The 18,163-nt window shown below is 36.3% G+C and carries 18 protein-coding genes; 5 read left to right on the forward strand and 13 right to left on the reverse strand.

Translation table 11 applies throughout. From position 1 onward, the window contains the following. Nucleotides 1-74: 74 nt before the first annotated feature. Nucleotides 75-770, reverse strand: coding sequence for an NUDIX hydrolase (locus tag AC27VX_RS00660; RefSeq protein ID WP_488693373.1), 696 nt, complete (start codon nt 768-770; stop codon nt 75-77). Nucleotides 771-892: 122 nt separating this feature from the next. Between AC27VX_RS00660 and AC27VX_RS00665 the strand changes: the two genes are divergently transcribed. Beyond that, a complete protein-coding gene (locus AC27VX_RS00665) occupies nt 893-1,531 on the forward strand; it encodes a DUF1579 domain-containing protein (protein ID WP_488693375.1) in 639 nt (212 codons plus the stop codon). A 101-nt stretch (nt 1,532-1,632) separates the two neighbouring features. Here AC27VX_RS00665 and lepA read toward each other — a convergent pair whose 3' ends face one another. The 5 genes from lepA to AC27VX_RS00690 form a co-directional block, all read right to left on the reverse strand. Continuing rightward, nucleotides 1,633-3,429 carry a translation elongation factor 4 gene (gene lepA / locus AC27VX_RS00670; protein WP_236856679.1) on the reverse strand — a complete coding sequence of 599 codons (1,797 nt, stop codon included), beginning with the start codon at nt 3,427-3,429 and terminating at the stop codon, nt 1,633-1,635. Nucleotides 3,430-3,657: 228 nt separating this feature from the next. After that, a complete protein-coding gene (locus AC27VX_RS00675) occupies nt 3,658-4,695 on the reverse strand; it encodes a hypothetical protein (protein WP_488693377.1) in 1,038 nt (345 codons plus the stop codon). Nucleotides 4,696-4,791: 96 nt separating this feature from the next. Then, on the reverse strand, nt 4,792-5,301 hold the full coding sequence (locus AC27VX_RS00680) for a hypothetical protein (protein WP_300691730.1): 510 nt from the start codon (nt 5,299-5,301) through the stop codon (nt 4,792-4,794). 8 nt (nt 5,302-5,309) lie between these two features. Then, nucleotides 5,310-5,852 carry a hypothetical protein gene (locus AC27VX_RS00685; RefSeq protein ID WP_236856682.1) on the reverse strand — a complete coding sequence of 181 codons (543 nt, stop codon included), beginning with the start codon at nt 5,850-5,852 and terminating at the stop codon, nt 5,310-5,312. Between the two features lie 17 nt (nt 5,853-5,869). Further along, a complete protein-coding gene (locus AC27VX_RS00690; protein ID WP_236856683.1) occupies nt 5,870-6,421 on the reverse strand; it encodes an RNA polymerase sigma factor in 552 nt (183 codons plus the stop codon). Between the two features lie 182 nt (nt 6,422-6,603). Between AC27VX_RS00690 and AC27VX_RS00695 the strand changes: the two genes are divergently transcribed. From AC27VX_RS00695 to porW, 4 genes are all read left to right on the forward strand, one after another. After that, a complete protein-coding gene (locus AC27VX_RS00695; protein ID WP_488693380.1) occupies nt 6,604-7,353 on the forward strand; it encodes a Rossmann-like and DUF2520 domain-containing protein in 750 nt (249 codons plus the stop codon). Next, nucleotides 7,343-7,861, forward strand: a complete 519-nt coding sequence (locus tag AC27VX_RS00700) for a KdsC family phosphatase (protein WP_300691725.1) — start codon at nt 7,343-7,345, stop codon at nt 7,859-7,861. The genes AC27VX_RS00695 and AC27VX_RS00700 overlap by 11 nt, the downstream gene beginning before the upstream one ends. 8 nt (nt 7,862-7,869) lie before the next feature. Continuing rightward, nucleotides 7,870-8,433 (forward strand): Maf family protein, encoded by a 564-nt coding sequence (locus AC27VX_RS00705; protein WP_488693381.1) that lies wholly within the window; start codon nt 7,870-7,872, stop codon nt 8,431-8,433. A 145-nt stretch (nt 8,434-8,578) separates the two neighbouring features. Beyond that, entirely contained in the window at nt 8,579-11,152 is a 2,574-nt protein-coding gene (gene porW / locus AC27VX_RS00710; protein WP_236856687.1) for a type IX secretion system periplasmic lipoprotein PorW/SprE, read from the forward strand. A 16-nt stretch (nt 11,153-11,168) separates the two neighbouring features. Here porW and tsaB read toward each other — a convergent pair whose 3' ends face one another. The 7 genes from tsaB to rnr all read right to left on the reverse strand — a co-directional run bounded on the left by tsaB (nt 11,169) and on the right by rnr (nt 18,037). Then, entirely contained in the window at nt 11,169-11,849 is a 681-nt protein-coding gene (gene tsaB / locus AC27VX_RS00715) for a tRNA (adenosine(37)-N6)-threonylcarbamoyltransferase complex dimerization subunit type 1 TsaB (RefSeq protein ID WP_236856688.1), read from the reverse strand. A 90-nt stretch (nt 11,850-11,939) separates the two neighbouring features. Further along, entirely contained in the window at nt 11,940-12,689 is a 750-nt protein-coding gene (locus AC27VX_RS00720; protein WP_488693382.1) for an SDR family NAD(P)-dependent oxidoreductase, read from the reverse strand. 85 nt (nt 12,690-12,774) lie between these two features. Next, the gene (locus AC27VX_RS00725) at nt 12,775-13,602 is read right to left on the reverse strand and encodes a hypothetical protein (RefSeq protein WP_300691717.1); all 828 of its coding nucleotides are present in this window, start codon (nt 13,600-13,602) and stop codon (nt 12,775-12,777) included. 2 nt (nt 13,603-13,604) lie between these two features. Beyond that, entirely contained in the window at nt 13,605-13,976 is a 372-nt protein-coding gene (locus AC27VX_RS00730; RefSeq protein ID WP_300691714.1) for a YraN family protein, read from the reverse strand. Nucleotides 13,977-14,018: 42 nt separating this feature from the next. Then, nucleotides 14,019-14,948 carry a S66 peptidase family protein gene (locus AC27VX_RS00735; RefSeq protein WP_488693383.1) on the reverse strand — a complete coding sequence of 310 codons (930 nt, stop codon included), beginning with the start codon at nt 14,946-14,948 and terminating at the stop codon, nt 14,019-14,021. Next, on the reverse strand, nt 14,945-15,631 hold the full coding sequence (locus AC27VX_RS00740) for a LysE family translocator (protein WP_236856693.1): 687 nt from the start codon (nt 15,629-15,631) through the stop codon (nt 14,945-14,947). Before AC27VX_RS00740 ends, AC27VX_RS00735 begins: the two co-directional genes overlap by 4 nt. Nucleotides 15,632-15,886: 255 nt before the next feature. Beyond that, nucleotides 15,887-18,037 (reverse strand): ribonuclease R, encoded by a 2,151-nt coding sequence (gene rnr, locus AC27VX_RS00745; protein ID WP_236856694.1) that lies wholly within the window; start codon nt 18,035-18,037, stop codon nt 15,887-15,889. Between the last annotated feature and the right edge of the window lie 126 nt (nt 18,038-18,163).

Below are 18,163 nucleotides of genomic sequence, written 5' to 3' on the forward strand. Positions count from 1 at the left end.
TCTATTGAATTTTATAAACTGAATGATTGTAATTTAAGGATTGTATACCTGGAAAATAGTGGGGCTTAGTAAAACTATTTAATTTCAAAATAAAATCCCTGCTCTTCCAGTTCTTTATATTTCTCCTGATTGAATGTAAAAAGTTTTCCGGGTCTCCCGCTGCCTTCTTTTTTAACGTTATTGGTTTCATTAAGCAATCCATAGCTCATCATTTTTTTTCGGAAATTTCTTCTGTCAATTTCCTGTCCTACAATCGTTTTATAAAGATTTTCAAGGTCTGAAAAAGGAAATTCTTCATTTAGAAGATTGAAGCCGATCGGCTGATATTGAATTTTTGTACGGAGTCTTTTTAGTGCAATATCAATAATATTTTTATGATCGAAAGCCACTACAGGAAGTTTATTGACACTGAACCACTGTGCGTCATCGGCATCAGAATCGGCAAACAGTTCATGATAAGAAGGGTTCACAAGGCCCAGATAAGCCACAGAAACCACTCTATTTCTGGGGTCCCGCCCTACGTTACCAAATGTATAAAGTTGTTCTAAAAAATCGGGCTTAATGCCTGCTTCTTCATTCAGCTCTCTTTTTACGGCATCATCCAGATTTTCATCATCCAGAACCAAACCACCCGGAAGTGCCCAGCCACCTTTGAAAGGTTCTATATTTCTTTTGATCAAAAGAATCTGAAGATCTTTTTTATCGAAATATCCGAAAATAACAGCATCCACAGCCACTTTTATATCTTGTAATTTTTTTGTAGACTCCATAAATTGATTTGCGTTACGAATACACAAAATTACAATTTATCATAACAATAAAAAATATTTAATATATAATAAAAGTTCATACCTTTATATGATCATCGTAACCAACTTAAAACTAAATATTTATGAAAAATCTAATAGTAAGCATTTCTCTCGCTATTTTATTTACAGCCTGTGAGAAAGGAAAGACATCAACTTCAGGTAAAGCTGATTCCGGAGTTGCAGAAAGTGAATGGAAGCCGGTGGATTCTGCAGCTGCTACCAAAGCATGGATGGAATATGCAACTCCAGGTGAGATGCAAAAAATGCTGGCAAAATCTGATGGAACCTGGACAGGAGAAACCACCATCTGGATGGAAAACGGAGGAAAACCCATGATGAGTCAATCTGAAGCGACCAATAAAATGATATATGGCGGGCGCTACCAAATCAGTAATCACAAAGGAAACATGATGGGAATGCCTTTTGAAGGGATGAGTATTGTAGGATATGACAACTCAAAGAAGAAGTTTATAAGTACCTGGATTGATAATATGGGAACCGGAATGATGCACGGAGAAGGTGACTGGAACGCATCAACAAAGTCTGTGGAATTTAAGGGAAAAATGACTGACCCATCAAGACCTGGAAAAGATTGTGATTTCCGAGAAGTCTTTACTTTTGTTGATGACCATACCCAAAAGCTGGAAATGTACGGACCGGATTCCAAGACAGGAAAGGAATATAAAACAATGGAAATAAAATTCACCCATAAAGGTAAATAAAAAAAAACCGCTTCGTTTGAAGTAGTCATGGTCGGAAGAAAAATCTTCCGACCATGACTAGTATAATTACCGGTCTTTTATTATATAAGTATTATTTACTTTTAATCATTAAGTTTTAGTACAGCCATAAATGCTGATTGTGGTACTTCTACCCTTCCGATCTGCTTCATTTTCTTCTTACCTTCCTTCTGCTTTTCCAATAGCTTACGCTTTCTGGAAATATCTCCTCCGTAACATTTTGCAGTAACGTCTTTCCTTAATGCTTTAATAGTTTCTCTTGCAATAACTTTCGCTCCTAATGCTGCCTGAACAGCAATATCAAACTGCTGTCTTGGAATAAGTTCACGAAGTTTTTCACACATTCTTTTACCAATATAAAATGCATTACTATCGTGAATCAATGATGATAAAGCATCTACCATATCTCCATTGATCAGAATATCCATTTTTACCAATTTAGAAGCACGCATTCCGATTGGTGAATAATCAAATGATGCATATCCTTTCGAAATTGATTTCAAACGATCATAAAAGTCGAAAACAACCTCTGCCAAAGGCATATTAAATGTTAACTCTACTCTGTCTGCCGTAAGGTAACTTTGGTTGACAATTTCTCCTCTTTTCTCGATACAAAGCGTCATTACAGAACCCACAAAATCAGATTTGGTGATAATGGAAGCTTTAATATATGGTTCTTCAACTCTGTCTAAAAGATTGGGATCAATCATTTCAGATGGGTTGTTAATTAAAATTGGTGTCTCAGGATCTTTTTTAGAATATCCGTGGTAAGAAACGTTGGGAACAGTTGTAATAACATCCATGTTAAATTCTCTGTCTAAACGCTCCTGAACAATTTCCATATGCAGCATTCCCAGGAATCCGCAACGGAATCCAAAACCAAGTGCCGCTGAACTTTCCGGTTCAAAAACCAAAGAAGCATCATTCAGCCTTAATTTTTCAAGGGAGAATCTTAATTCTTCAAAATCTTCAGATTCAATAGGATAAATTCCGGCAAAAACCATTGGTTTTACTTCCTCAAATCCATCAATTGGTCCATCTGCAGGATTTACAAAAGAGGTAATCGTATCACCCACTTTTACTTCTCTTGCATCTTTTATTCCAGAAATAATATACCCAACATCACCACATTGAATTGTTTTCTTAGGAACCTGTTTTAGCTTCAAAGTACCTACTTCATCAGCACCATATTCTTTTCCTGTTGCGAAAAATTTGATCTTTTCGTTTTTAGAAATGCTGCCATTTACCACCTTAAAATAAGCTTCAATCCCTCTGAAAGGATTATAAACAGAGTCAAAAATCAAAGCCTGCAATGGAGCATCGGGATCTCCAACAGGCGCAGGAATTCTATTGACAATATGCTCCAACAGATCGTGAACACCTTCACCAGTCTTTCCTGAAACTCTAAGCACGTCTTCAGGCTTACATCCTAAAAGACCTACAATCTCATCTGTTACTTCTTCAGGATTGGCTGAAGGAAGGTCTATTTTATTAAGAATCGGAATGATTTCCAAATCATTTTCCAGTGCCAAATAAAGGTTACTGATAGTTTGTGCCTGAATACTCTGAGCAGCATCTACGATAAGAAGCGCTCCTTCACAGGCAGCAATAGAACGGGATACTTCATAAGAGAAGTCAACGTGTCCCGGTGTATCAATAAGGTTTAAAATATATTTTTCTCCTTTATATTCATAATCCATCTGGATGGCATGGGATTTAATGGTAATCCCACGTTCTTTCTCCAAATCCATATCATCCAGCGTCTGAGACTGTAATTCTCTTTGGGTAACGGTATTCGTATACTCCAAAAGACGGTCTGCCAAGGTACTTTTACCGTGGTCGATATGAGCGATTATGCAAAAATTTCGTATGTTTTTCATTTAAGAATCTTGTAATTTGCAAAGATAAAAAAAAGAGAGAGATTATTGTATTTCATTATCTTATTGTATGAATTTATTTAAAAGTCCTATTTTATACTCTTGGAAATATGCTTTTTTACTCTTACACCCCTTGTCTATACTCAGTAAAAGAAATTCTTGTAAGACAGTCCAGCATTCCACAAAATCATTTCTTTAGAAATCATTTTCAAAAAAAATACGTCTTTAAGTTTATTGTTCAAAAACATAAGCCCCCGTTAAAGAATCCAGATAAACATTGGTTTGTAAGGTAGACTTAAATCCTATCCCATTCATTGCTCCGGCATTTGCATTTGATGAGGAATCAATTGCCGCACCTATTAATGCTCCTACAAAACCTCCTGCTATTGCCCCAACAAAAACTCCACCGGTTTTGGCTTCTGCAAAAAGGTTGGTTCGGGAAGAAAAAATAAAGAATCCCTTATTATTTTTCTGGATTTCATCAAAGCCAACAGGCGTAAGTTTATAAGCTTTCCCATTTTCTACATAACAGTACATATCAGATAATGATGCTTCCAAATCCTTCTCCATCAGCTTCACAACTTTTCCTTTTTTGTTCTTTTTAACAAAATAATTCAGATTGGGTTCCTGATTACGAAAATTTTGAAAATTGGTATATACTCCGTCTTTAAGAACTGTATTATTAAACGCATTGTAGTCCTTATTTAAATACTCATTATATCTGTTCATTTCATTTTCAGGAATAAAATAACCGGGAACAATATAAGGGTAATAAGAGCCCTTAATAAAATGAGTAATTATATTTGAAATCTGTGTTGCAAGAAATAGAGAAGGATGTGTGGTTGTTTTAGGATTAGAGACAATGACATTATCATATCTCCCGATAAAATAATATCTCTCATTTCGCTTAATAAAACTGGAAAGTTTAATTTTGGCTTTTATATAAGGAAATGGGCGGTTCTCATCCTGTTCTTCATAGACCTTCAGATCTTCCAGCATCAGAACGATATCATTATTCCCTGCTGTCTTATTATCTCCTTCAAACCAATTTTCAATAAGCTGCTTAAGATCTTCACCAGCAAATTTAAGCTCTACTGAATTATCTTTATCAGGAATAACTCCTATGATTTTATCGGCTCTGTTATCAATAAAAGTAAGTGATTTTGTAAGTCCTTTTTTGTCTTTGATATTATCCCGAAGCTGGATTATTTCTGTCTTTTGAGCTGAAAATAAAACTGACAGCAAAAAGAAGAAAAATAATTTTTTCATGTATTATTTTTTGGCAAAAATATGAATTTAGTGGAAAATCAAACGGCTCTCACAAAAAGATCTGTGAGAGCCGTCCAACATTAAAAAAATAAACTATTATGGGTTCTGTTTAGTTCCCGAAGCGTTATTGTTTCCGTGAGGTTTTCTTTCGTTCATTTTATCTCTCATCATTCCTTCAGACTGAAACAGCTTGAGAACTTTTTGACAGGGAATTACCTGCTGCATTTTATCTGCATATTTTTTTCTGTTATCCAACAGCTTCTGCCCTACTTCAAAGCTTTGCTGTAGTTTTACTTTGGCTTCATCCTCGGATAAAGTTTCAGGATCAAATTTGGGGTCAAACTGACTTTTTATCTGTTTCTGGCTTTCCAGGTATTCGTTATAAAGCTGTGTAAATTCTGCCTTATCTCCCGGATCCACATTCAGGTTATCCATAATCATATTATTCCTGAATTTCTTCAGCAGATCTTTTCTTTCTTCCGAAGAAAGGTTATTAATGACTTCTTTCCTTTGCTTAGGATCCATCTTCTTCCAGTCGTAGTCGGATCTCTGGGCATTTAAGCCAAAACCATAAATAATTAAAAATGCTAATAATATCTTTTTCATCTTCTTACTTAATTGTATAAATCCAAATAAACGTCTTGAGTCGAGTTACTTGCTAATTCTGCAATTTCAGAATTAGAAAACGAATCCAGATATTCATTCATCCGGGCATCTTCTTTTTTAGTCACAGTTTTCACCTGTTTTGGTGACTCTGCTGCTTTTTCACTTCCATTTTCATTTTTAAAAGCGTATGCAGTATTATTTTTCTGATTTTCAACTGTTTGATTATTATTTTCAACAGAAGTTAAATCTGCTTTCAGGGTTTCATAGGCAAGTTCACTTTCTGTCTTTGGTTCTGTTTTATTGACAGTATATGCCTGTTTTGAATTGAGTGATTTTTCAACGGAATCATTTCCGGAATTAAAAATATAGGTTCCTCCAAAGACCAAAGCCAGTGATGCAGCCGCTGCATACATCCAGTTTATCTTAAAGACAGGTGCTTTTTTACTTGCCTTTATATCATTCATAACGCTCTCCTGAATATTTTCAAAAAAATTATCAGGCACTGTGTAAATGTTTTTACGCTCTAGTTTTTCTATGTCGAACTCTTTCATCTTTGTTTTATCAAAAATTATCTTTCGTAATTTTCTTTAATATACTCTTCTATTTTCTGCTTGGCATAATGATAATTTGTTTTCAATGTCCCTACCGACATATCTACAATTCTTGATATCTCTTCGTAAGGCAAATCATCATAATACCGCATCATAAATACCAGCTTCTGCTTTTCGGGCAGGCTTTGTATAGCGTTCTGTAATAAGATCTGTATTTCTTCAGCATCTCCAGCTACATTGTCGGCCACAAGATTCTGCATATGATACTCGGGATCTTCATCGGTCTTCTGCATTTTCTTCATTTTGTTTACCTGCTGCAATGCTTCGTTGGTAGCAATTCTGTACAGCCAGGTATACAGCTGACTATCATTTTTGAACTGATGAAAATTCTGATAAGCTTTTATAAAAGTTTCCTGCAAAGTATCCTGAGCAAGATCTCCGTCCACAATAATTCTTCTTATGTGCCAGTACAATCTACTTTGATAGGCATCCATCAAGGCCCGGACTCCTTTATCCTGGGTCCGTGGATTCTGCATCAACGAAATAATCTCCGCGTCCTTAATCTTCATAAGATGCCTTTCACTGTTTTGGATTACAAAAATAACTGAAAGTTAAATTAATTCTTCAATTTTCAGTTTAAATATTAAAAATAATATGAGACAGTTACGCAATAAGCGTGCCTATATCGAAGTTTAGGGATTCTACTCTTTTGGTGCTTTCCCGACTCGGCTTAAAATCTTATATTTGTTAGATGCAAATTGTAATTATCGGTTCCGGAAATGTTGCCTATCATATGGCAAAAGCTTTCACAGGGAAAGGAATTTCCATAGCCCAGATTTTTGGCAGGAACGAAAAAGAATTGAGTAAAATTTCGGAAGAGCTAAAGGTTCCCTACTCTACCGGACAGCTGAAAGATGCCGATTTATATATCATCTGTGTAAGCGATAATTCTGTGGAGGAAGTTTCCAGAAGTATTATTAAAAAAGATGTTCTGGTTGCCCATACCTCTGGCTCGCTTCCAAAAGAAGCTCTTGCCGGGGAATACAGAAAGGCAAGCTTCTATCCTTTGCAGACTTTTTCAAAATCAAAAGAACTTGAATATGAAAAAATTCCTTTTTTCATTGAAACTGAAAATGAAGAGGACAAAAAAATTCTGTTCGAACTTGCTTCTTCCATTTCAAAAAATGTAATGGAAAGTAATCATGAGAAAAGAAAATATATTCACCTGACGGCAGTTTTTGCCTGCAACTTTGTGAATCACCTTTTTTCAAGGGCAAAAGAAATTTCGGATTCTCAGGAAATTCCATTTGATTATTTTTTACCGTTGATTGAAGAAACGGTTCAGAAAATTCATGAAATAGAACCTAAAATGGCACAAACGGGACCTGCAGTAAGAAATGATGTAAGGGTTCTGCAGTTGCATGAGCATTTATTAAAAGACGAAAGTCTAGAAATTTATAAAACAATGAATCACTCTATCCAAGAAATGTATGAGTTATAAAGAGAAATTAAAAGATATTAGGGCATTCGTGTTTGATGTAGACGGTGTTTTCACAGATGGAAGTGTTTATCTGCTTCCGGGAGGAAATATGTGCAGGGTAATGAATGTTCTGGATGGCTATGCAGTAGTAAAAGCATTAAAAAACAACTATTTGATAGGGGTCATTACAGGGGGAAATGATGAGATGGTGAAACATAGAATCAATTATCTGGGAATTCAGGATTATTATCCAAAGTCGCATAACAAAATTACAGATTTTGAAGATTTTAAGAAAAAATACAATCTTAAAAATGAGGAAATTCTGACGATGGGCGATGATCTTCCGGATATTCATATTATGGAAAGTTCGGCTATTGCAGCCTGCCCGGAAAATGCAGTTCCTGAGGTAAAGGGAATTTCTGATTATATCTCACCGAAAAAAGGAGGTACCGGAGCGGTACGAGATGTGATAGAACAGGTGATGAAGGTGCAGGGAAACTGGCATGATGATAACACCCAATCTGTATAATTGTTACTATGAAATTACTTTTAGCATCACAATCGCCAAGGAGAAAGGAGCTTTTGTCCCGTCTTGGTTTTGAATTTGAAGTCGTAAAAATAGACTGTGAGGAGATTCTTCCGGCAGAGATTAAAATAGAGGAAGCAGCGGCCTATTTGTCTGAATTAAAAGCAGAGGCATTCAGAAGTCTTCAGGCAGATGAAGTTTTACTGACAGCAGATACTGTAGTAGCTGTCGATAATCTTATTCTTGGGAAGCCCAAAGACGAAGACGATGCCTACAATATGCTTCATAATCTTTCGGGAAAAACCCACCAGGTTTACACAGGAATTACCATTAAGACCGCTGATAAAATTTTTACGGAAACTGATGTTGCAGATGTAACGTTCGACATCATCACAGAAGAAGAAGCAAAATATTATGTTCAGAACTACAAACCTTTCGATAAAGCCGGCAGCTATGGTATACAGGAATGGCTGGGAATGGCCAAAATTAAAAATATGAAAGGAAGCTTTTATACAATTATGGGGCTCCCTACCCATCTTGTTTATAAAATATTGAAAGAAAATTCCAAAATTTAAAAATTACAACGCTTTCTGACAGGCTGACGAAGAAATAAAATCTTTCCTGAAGAATATAAATATTATTCATTATAAAATTTTATTATTTTTACAAAATCAGCAAACTGCTGATAATAAAAAGCAGATTAGCGAGTTATATTGAATAATGAAAAAGAATATATTATTCCTTTTAGTGATATGCCTTGTTGCCTCTTGTGCTACCAAAACAAAAAAGCCGGAGCAGCGATCAAAACTATTGAAAGGATTTTCCACATATTACAACACTCTTTTTAATGCTAAAGACGCATTAAACAGTGAGTTTACAACGAGAGATAAAGGACATAAGGACAATTTTTATGCTCCTTATATCCCTATTCTTACCTATGACGAACAACCCCTGGGAAGTGATCTTGGCCAGACTGAGGCTTTTGCTGAAAATTCTATGAAAATGGCAGAGGTTGCCAACAGACCTTCCGGAAGAGGCAACTCGGGGCCGCCAGGTATGCCAGGAGGCCCGGGAAATAATTCAGCTAATCAGGACGGATCACAGTCTAAAGGTGCCACTACCCTTGAAATTGCTGAAGCAAAGGCATTAAAAGCCATTAATAAATATTCTGTGACCAGAAACGGGGAAGAAAAAAACAAACAGATTTTTGATGCTTATATGATCCTTGCCCAATCCAGAATTTACAGAAATAAATCTCTGGAAGCGCTGGATGCCCTGAATTATGTTTTCACTCACATGAAGGATGATAAAAGGCTTCCGTTAGCAAGGATTTATCAGGGGCTGGCTTATGATAAGATCAAAGACTATCACAGAGCTCATGAAACTTTTGCCAAACTGAAAGGAGAAGATATTAATAAAACTTATGGCAAACTTCTAAGTATTTATTACGCTGAGTCACTACTGGAAGCAGGAAAAAAAGAGGATGCAGCCAAGGAACTTGACGTAGCTTTTGAACTGAACAGCAACCGCAAGCTAAAGAGCAGAATCGCTTACCTAAGAGGACAGGTTCTGGAAAATCTGGGACAAAACGATAAGGCTAGAGAAAGCTATGCTTCGGCATACAAATATGCCAACGATTTTGAATTTGAAGTAAAGTCTCAAATCGCTATTGCAAAAACTTTCAACGGTAAAGGAGATTATAACGGGGCGAAAAACTACCTGGAAAGCATCAGCAATAAAGGTGTTTATGGATCCAGAAAGAATGAATTTTACTATGCTCTGGGGTTAATGGCCAATAAAGCAGGAAAAAAGGAGGAAGCTCAACAGTTCTTCAGAAAATCTCTTTTTGAAAAGGCTTCTGATCCTCAGATCCGTGGTCTGGCTTATTATGAAATAGGGAAAAGCTATCTTGACAGAAACGACTACATCGGAGCTGGAAGTTATTATGATTCGGCACTTGCTGTAATGACTTATGAGCCTTCAAAAATCTTATTAAAAGATCAATCAGCCTATATTAAGAAGATTTCTAAAAACTATTATCTGATCAAAAAAAATGACAGTGTTCTTTCTTTGGCCAAGATGAATGATGCTCAGAAAACAGACTTTTTCACGAAATACATCGCAAAACTAAAGATTAAGGAGGAGAAAGACGAACTGGAAAGAAGACGTTTAGAAAGAATCAAAGGATTTGATACCGGTGATTATAGTGCCAATTCAGTATTTGCGAACAATGCTAATTCTTTTGAGGATTTTGGAATCACCACGAAAGGGTTTTATTTCAATAATACCGGAACTGTAAGCAAGGGAACGTCTTCGTTTAAACAAGTATGGGGAGACCGGGCTTTAGCGGATAACTGGCGTTCTTCCAAAAAAATGGCAACGCTTGAAGATATGAAGAATGATGCCATGGGAGTAACTTCTGCACCTAATCCGAGACGTTTTGAGCCTTCGTACTATATCGAGCAGATTCCTACGGATCAAGGGAAGCTAAGCCAGCTGAAAAAGGACAGAGATACTGCTTCTTTAGGACTTGGAATTATGTATCAGAACTATTTTACCAATACTCCACTGGCCACAAAAACACTTTATGATCTGGTGGATGTAAAGCCGGAAGAAAAGGTAATGCTGCAGGCATTGTATGAAATTTTTGCGATGAATTATGAGAAGAATCCTCAGGCTTCGGATAGGGCTAAACAAATACTCTTAGCAGATTATCCATATACCTCTTATGCTGAATTTGCCAGAAATCCTAAAAATAAATCTTTTGTAAAATCTACAGAAGAAGTTGAGAATGAATACAAAAAGGCATATGCCCTATTCGAATCGGAGAAATTCGGAGAAAGTAAACAGGTAATTGACGAGACTCTTCAGAAGTTCCCGAAAGATGCACTGGTACCAAAATTGTACTTGCTGAATGCATTCAATTCCGGGAAATCAAGTGGCAAAGAGGTTATGATATTACAGCTTGAGCAAATTGCTCTGAACTACTCTAAAACTCCTGAGGGAGTAAGAGCTAAAGAAATGCTGAATTATCTGAAAACCGACCTCAGCTTCCAGCCTACCGACAATAAAGGGAATTCGATACCTCAACAGCCTGGAAATCCAGCCCAGGCCAGCACTCCTCAAAGTTCCCAGAATAATACTTCATCTCAAATGATGAATAATTCATTGCAGCAGCAAAACAATATGAATGTACCTTCATCCAATATGAATCAAAAAGTGCAGCCACTGCAAAAAGTAAAAAAAGCAAACGAGAATCAGCCCGGATCCAAAGTACCGGCAAGACCTCAGTAAAATAAAAAAGCGAAGATTATTCTTCGCTTTTCTTTTTCTTTACTCCGTGAAAATCTTTAAGATAAAAAGGCTCGAAATAAGCCATATCTTCAAATTCTCCATCCTGTATTTTTTCCAGTGTCTTTTTGATGAGATGTTGTGCAGAAGGATAAATATCCTCTTTAAAAACTGCATCAGGAAGGTTCAAGATATCTTTTGCCTTCTTGGCTCCATCTCCCACAAAAACTACTTTTTTATCTTTGAATTCTTCAAAAGAAGTTTCATCTAAAATTTTAGCTTCGGTCGCGGAAAGTTCTTTGCCTGTATTTCCATCATAAACGGCCGTATACACCTCCATTCTCCTCGCATCGATCAACGGCACCACAAAATCATAGTTAGCGCCTAAAAAAGGCCCTATCATGCTTTCAAGAGAATTTACTGCGATTAGGGGCACTTTTAAGCCATAGCAGAATCCTTTTGCAGAGGATGCTCCTATCCTTAATCCTGTATATGAGCCGGGACCTTTACCCAAAGAGACTGCCTCAATATCTCTGAGTGAAATTCCTGCGCCCTCCAATGCCCATTCTACATAGGTATGAAGACTCTCAGACTGCTTATAGTTTTCGGAAACTTCTTCACACAGGCAAAGCAGTTTTTCGTCATCAGACACTGCTACTGAGCAGTTTTTAGAAGAGGTTTCCAGATATAAAATTTTCATAGGATGATGTAAAAATTTAACAATTTACAATCTATCAAAAAGCTAGAATGTATTCTTATTTTTATGCAAATTTAATCCATTATTCTGAGACTATTTTCTATAGATAGTTCTCGGCTCAGATTGGGCACTTGGATAAATGGTCATATCTGAGACGGTAACATGCTTTGGAGCATTAATGCAATACTCGATTGCATCTGCAATATCTTCTGCTTTTAAGGGTTCATATCCTGCATATACTGTGGCTGCTTTTTCACTGTCACCTTTGAATCTTACCATAGAAAAATCGGTTTCCACTGCCCCCGGCTGAATGTTGGTTACTTTGATTCCAAATTCCGTTAGTTCAAGTCTCATTCCTTCGGAAATCACGTCTACTGCTTTCTTAGTTGCACAATACACTACTCCATTTGCATAAGTCTGTCTTGCTGCTATTGAACTAAGATTTACAATATGACCTAAATTTTTAGTTTTCATAATCGGAATGATCATTTTTGAAACATAGAGAAGTCCTTTTACGTTCCCGTCAATCATGGAATCCCAATCATCAGTCTTTCCTTCAGACAATGGATCTAGTCCATGAGCATTCCCGGCATTATTGATGAGAACGTCAATATCTTTCCAATTCTCAGGCAGGGAATTAATAGCAGATTCCACTTCTTCCAGATTTCTCACATCAAATTTTAAACTAAATATTTCGGTATATAGAGATAGATCTGATTTTACAGATTCTAAAACATCAATTCTTCTGCCACAGATAATAATTCTGTTACCTTGTTTAGCGAGAAGTTCTGCGGTAGCTTTACCTATTCCGGAAGTGGCTCCGGTAATTAATATTGTCTTCATAAAATTACTTATTTAATCTGGCTATGCATCTGTATAGCGGTATAACTATTGGCTAATAGCAGGGTGGTAGTACACTGATACATTGTTATATTTTTATAGTATTACTTTGTTTTCTTTTCATTATAAATCTGTAGATTCCAAGCTCTATCCATGGGATAAGCATCAGAAGTCCCCAGATGAGTAAAACTCCTTTGATAATTGGTTTAAACTGTGATTTTAAAACCACCAGAAACAGGTTCTGAATTTTTTCTATAAGTGACTTTTCTATATTTTTAGAATCAAGCATAACCAGCTTATCGGCAAGCTTATCAAACTCTTTATAGGAAAGGCTTTCTGAAATAGAAACATGAGGAACAGCGCTCATCATCCCGTACAGAACTAGTGTATGAATTCTGTCAATATATTTTTCGGCAAACAAAGAGGCAATCCAGTTTTTCGGCTGATCTATCACTTTGTTTTTTGTATCATAGGCTTTAACAATATCTTTTACCTGAACTTTTAAGTTCTGATTATTCTGGCTCAGCCCTGTTACAATAGTCCGCAGGTCTCCAATGAATTCTTTTTTCGACTGTTCATCTTTAAAAATGTAGGAAGATCCTGCATGATAAACCTGAGAGGAAATGTTATGACTTTCTTTTTTAAGGGCTTCATATACGCCCCAGAATAATCCGATTTTTAAAGAGAATATGATATTGATGACAAATAGGGTAGGGAAGTACAGTTTGACTATCCAATTGTAGTATTTGTGTTCTCTTGAGGTTACTTTATATTTCCTGAATGCTAAGGTCAGAATTATACTTACTGCAATCCCTATTACAAAGCACAACAGTACGTATAAAATAATAGTCAGCGGATAATGTTTAACAACATAAAGGACCACTGAGTATATCGTTTCCCAATCTATATTTTGCATAGTTAATTTGCATCAAATGCCTGAAAAGCATCGGTTATATGGTCTATAGTTAAGTTCTTTTGGACGTCAGGAAGCACAGAGATAATGTCAAATCTGACCTCATTATCCTTCTGGAATTTTTCAAGATAATGATTGGCTGCAGAAACTATAGATTTTATTTTGGTTTTGGTAACAGCTTCGTGGGGAAGAATGAACGCATCTGTAGATCTTGCCTTCACTTCAGCGATGATAATCACGTCATCTTTTTCTGCTATAATATCGATCTCTGCTTTCTGAAACCTGAAATTTCTGACAAGGATTTTATAGCCGTTTTTCTGAAGATAATCAGCGGCCAGGTCTTCTGCTGTTTTTCCAAAATCATTATGGTGCGCCATAGTATATATTTGAGAGTTTGGAAGTAGGAGAGTAGTAGGGGTTTAAAACTCAATCTTTACCTTGGAATCAACCTTCATCTTAGCTCTTCCTCCAATAATAAGGGGTCTGTTATCTTTGATATGTCCGTTCGGAAAAGCAAAAACTACAGGAAATTTATACTTAGAAATTCTATCTGAGATCAGCTTATAGGCAAATTCGTCAAAGCTTTCTTCATAGCTTTTGTTTTCTTTTTCATCTCCCATATTAGTCATTCCTCCTACAATAAGTCCTTTGATCTTTCTGAAAACTCCTGCAAGCTCCAGGCACATGATCATACGGTCCAATGCATAAAAGTTCTCGCCAATATCCTCTATGAACAGAATTTTATCTTTAAAATCAAAGGAATATTTGGTCCCCAGAAGGGCATAAATAAGGGCTAAATTCCCTCCAACCAGTTCGCCTTCGATATGTCCGTGTTTATTAAATTGATGAGATTTTAAGCTGTATTTAGGAGCATTTCCTTTTAAAATGTCAAAGATCAGATCATAACTTTCGTTTGTTACTCCGAAACTTGATGTTTTAATGGTCTGCCCATGAATGGAAACAAAACCTTTTTTCAAAAGATAACTTTGTATCACGGTATTATCAGAATAGCCGATATACCATTTCGGATCATTTGTAAAGTTATTCAGTTTCAGATGCTGAATCAGGTGCTGGCATCCATAGCCTCCTCTGGAAGCCCATATGGCACTTATGTCTTTATCATTTAAAGCCCAGTTGATATCTTTTATTCTTTCCTTTTCTGTTCCGGCATAATTGTATCCGTTTGAATATCTGGCATAGAGATGTTCACCCAATACAGGTTGAAATCCTTTGCTTTTAATCATTTTTATTCCTGTCTGCAGCTGAGAATCGTCAACAGCTCCGGCAGGGGATATAACAGCTATTTTAGCTCCTTTTTTAAGAGCTTTTGGAAAGATATTTTTTTTCATTTTTTCTGTTGAAATTTTACTTCTTTCTTTTCTGCTTCTTCCAGCTGTCTTTCAAACTGGTTGAATTTTTTAAAACTCTGGAGGAAGATAAAGAAACTGAAAATAATAAGAATAACACCAACCACTCTTCTGATCCTATTGGCCAGTTTCTGGGTAAGCTTATCGTGAAATTGCTTGGCCAGGAATATTTTTGCAAGATCAATAGAAAGATAGGTAGCAAGTACAATGCTGATATACAAAACAAAGCTGCTTGTATCCGGATATTGATTTCTTACAGATATTACGGTTACCAGCCAGAAAAGGATGACCCCGACATTTAAAATATTAAAGAAAAAACCATTAAAAAAAGTTTTAATATAGTTTTGTCCAATGATCTTTTCTTCACCAGGCATATGCATTTTGGTCTTTGTAACGAGCATCACTATTCCATAAATAAAAATAAGAATGGAGGTGATCCTGTAAAACCCCGGATGCTTGTCTATTAGAGCTACAATATCTGTGCTGGCATAGTAAGCAGCTACAATACATAATAAATCTGCTGTGATCACACCAAGATCCAGGGACAAGGCATGCTTTGGGCCTCTGGAAAAGCTGGTTTCAATTAACAGGAAAAATATAGGCCCTATAAAAACCAGACTCAGCATGAATCCTAATATGATGGCAGATAGTACAAGTTCAAGCATTTAATCAATTTTAAAATGAAATAAATTTCATTCCGTTTAATACAAAGTTAGACTTTATGATTTAATTATTCAATAAAGTTGTCAGATATCAACTGTATTTTAATCATAGTTTAAGATAAAGTATTTTCCAAAAAAGAGAATGGAAGCGGGAAGAGGAAGCATTTTTGAGATAAAAAAAGAGGCTGTTTGTTTTTACAACATAACAGCCTCTTTATAATTATTATTGTCTAGTCTTAAAGACCAGTTTTCATTCTTCTAAACGATCTTAAAGTCCAGTTGTTTCTGAATCAGATTGGCTTTTACCACTTTGATCTGCACCTGATCTCCAAGCTGGTATTTGTTTCCGTGTCTAGCTCCGTATACTGCATGAGTTTTTGCATCATACATATAAGAGTCATCCACAAGATCTCTTAGCTTGATCAGACCTTCAGCTCCATTTTCGGGGATTTCTACCCAGAATCCAAATTCTGCAACTCCTGAAATCACACCTGTGAAAGTTTCCCCAAGATGTTTTTCCATGAATTTCACCTGCATGTACTTGATAGAATCTCTCTCTGCATCAGCGGCCAGTCTTTCCATAGCACTGCAGTGTTTTGCTTTTTCCTCAAGCTCTGGTCTGCTTGGCGATTTCCCTCCGTCCAGATAGTGCTGAAGAAGACGGTGTGCGAGTAAATCCGGATAACGACGGATAGGAGAGGTAAAGTGGCTGTAATAGTCAAAACCTAAACCGTAGTGCCCGATAGGTTCTGTAGAATATACGGCTTTACTCATACTTCTCATGGCAAGAGTTTCGATCATATTTTCTTCGCCCTTTCCTTTCACATCATGAAGAAGTTTGTTCAAAGATTCTGCAACCTTTTTGGTATTGGCAAGATCCATTTTATATCCGAAAGTTGATACAAAATCTCTCAATGCTTCTAATTTTGCAGGATCCGGATCAGCATGAACTCTGTAAATAAATGTATTGTTCGTAACCCCGCCTTTGTTTGTCAGAGATATAAATTCAGATACTTTTTTGTTGGCTAAAAGCATAAATTCCTCAATCAGGTGATTAGAATCTTTACTGATCTTAAAATAAACTCCAACTGGCTGGTTATTTTCATCCAGATTGAATCTTACTTCACTTCTGTCAAAAGTAATTGCCCCCTGTCTGATACGTTCATTACGCATAATCTTCGCCAGCCTGTCAAGAACATTAATTTCATCAGCTAAATCTCCTTCACCGCTTTCTATACGTTCCTGAGCTTCTTCATAGGTAAATCTTCTGTCTGAATGAATCACTGTTCTTCCAAACCACTGTTTTTGAATTTCAGCCTGATCATTCAGCTCAAAAACTGCTGAAAAAGTATATTTATCTTCATGTGGACGAAGAGAGCATACGTCATTACTCAAAACTTCCGGCAGCATCGGAACCACTCTGTCTACCAGGTAAACAGAGGTTGCTCTCTGATAGGCTTCATCATCCAGTATTGTTCCCGGCACTACATAATGAGATACGTCGGCAATATGTACCCCGATCTCCCAGTTTCCGTTCTCCAATTTTCTCATCGATAAGGCATCATCAAAGTCCTTGGCATCTTTAGGGTCAATAGTAAAGGTGCAGACATCACGCATATCTCTACGTTTTGCTACTTCTTCATCAGTAATAGTTCTGTCTATCTTATCTGCGTCCACTTCTACCTCCTGTGGGAACTCGTATGGAAGACCATATTCTGCAAGGATAGAGTGAATTTCTGTTTCATGCTCTCCCGGCGCTCCCAGTACCTGCGTAATTTCTCCTTCTGGATTTTTATCACCGGGTCTCCATTCTGTCATTTTTACAACAACCTTGTCACCATCTTCTGCATTATTGAATTTATTCTTAGGAATAAAAATATCTGTATTGATTGACTTTTTATCACATACTACAAAACCAAAATCCTTGTGGGCAACCTTCTGAAAAGTTCCTACAAACTCGGTTCTGTTTCGTTCCAAAACTTCCAAAACGGAGCCTTCCAGCTTCTTTCCTTTATAATGATAAGTTATAATAAGAACCTTATCTCCCTGCAAAGCATCCTTCACATTTTTGGAATGAACAAATACATCGTCCTCCAATCCTTCAACATCTACATACGCATTTCCGCTTTGGTTGAAGTCTATAATTCCGGTAAGCGTTCCGGCTATTTTCAGATTTACAATATATTTTCCTTTTTCCACTTCTTTGATCTTTTCAGATCCCTGAAGTTTATGCAGCGCCTGAATCACAAGTTCCCTTTGTCTGGGATTTTTATAATCTATTCCATCAGAAATCTGCTTATAATTATAAACTTTTGATGCGTTAGTATTCATAAAACGAAGAATCAGTCTCCCGATTTCCATCATTTTCAAATCATTTTTATGACTTATATATTTTCTTTTTTTTGGCATTTTAATTTTTTTATTATTTATAATAATCTGATTCTGAAATCTCTTTAATTTTTGATCTTTCCATGTATAGGAAAAATCCTTCATTCTTTAAAGAAGCTCCATTTTTATTTTACTTTATATCCAATG

The organism is Chryseobacterium sp. 14P4.3.2 (genome assembly GCF_057799275.1).

Bases quoted from the DNA above. Each gene is read 5' to 3' on its own strand.
- AC27VX_RS00660 (WP_488693373.1), bottom strand. From the start codon at position 770: ATGGAGTCTACAAAAAAATTACAAGATATAAAAGTGGCTGTGGATGCT.
- AC27VX_RS00665 (WP_488693375.1), top strand. From the start codon at position 893: ATGAAAAATCTAATAGTAAGCATTTCTCTCGCTATTTTATTTACAGCC.
- lepA (WP_236856679.1), bottom strand. From the start codon at position 3,429: ATGAAAAACATACGAAATTTTTGCATAATCGCTCATATCGACCACGGT.
- AC27VX_RS00675 (WP_488693377.1), bottom strand. From the start codon at position 4,695: ATGAAAAAATTATTTTTCTTCTTTTTGCTGTCAGTTTTATTTTCAGCT.
- AC27VX_RS00680 (WP_300691730.1), bottom strand. From the start codon at position 5,301: ATGAAAAAGATATTATTAGCATTTTTAATTATTTATGGTTTTGGCTTA.
- AC27VX_RS00685 (WP_236856682.1), bottom strand. From the start codon at position 5,852: ATGAAAGAGTTCGACATAGAAAAACTAGAGCGTAAAAACATTTACACA.
- AC27VX_RS00690 (WP_236856683.1), bottom strand. From the start codon at position 6,421: ATGAAGATTAAGGACGCGGAGATTATTTCGTTGATGCAGAATCCACGG.
- AC27VX_RS00695 (WP_488693380.1), top strand. From the start codon at position 6,604: ATGCAAATTGTAATTATCGGTTCCGGAAATGTTGCCTATCATATGGCA.
- AC27VX_RS00700 (WP_300691725.1), top strand. From the start codon at position 7,343: ATGAGTTATAAAGAGAAATTAAAAGATATTAGGGCATTCGTGTTTGAT.
- AC27VX_RS00705 (WP_488693381.1), top strand. From the start codon at position 7,870: ATGAAATTACTTTTAGCATCACAATCGCCAAGGAGAAAGGAGCTTTTG.
- porW (WP_236856687.1), top strand. From the start codon at position 8,579: ATGAAAAAGAATATATTATTCCTTTTAGTGATATGCCTTGTTGCCTCT.
- tsaB (WP_236856688.1), bottom strand. From the start codon at position 11,849: ATGAAAATTTTATATCTGGAAACCTCTTCTAAAAACTGCTCAGTAGCA.
- AC27VX_RS00720 (WP_488693382.1), bottom strand. From the start codon at position 12,689: ATGAAGACAATATTAATTACCGGAGCCACTTCCGGAATAGGTAAAGCT.
- AC27VX_RS00725 (WP_300691717.1), bottom strand. From the start codon at position 13,602: ATGCAAAATATAGATTGGGAAACGATATACTCAGTGGTCCTTTATGTT.
- AC27VX_RS00730 (WP_300691714.1), bottom strand. From the start codon at position 13,976: ATGGCGCACCATAATGATTTTGGAAAAACAGCAGAAGACCTGGCCGCT.
- AC27VX_RS00735 (WP_488693383.1), bottom strand. From the start codon at position 14,948: ATGAAAAAAAATATCTTTCCAAAAGCTCTTAAAAAAGGAGCTAAAATA.
- AC27VX_RS00740 (WP_236856693.1), bottom strand. From the start codon at position 15,631: ATGCTTGAACTTGTACTATCTGCCATCATATTAGGATTCATGCTGAGT.
- rnr (WP_236856694.1), bottom strand. From the start codon at position 18,037: ATGCCAAAAAAAAGAAAATATATAAGTCATAAAAATGATTTGAAAATG.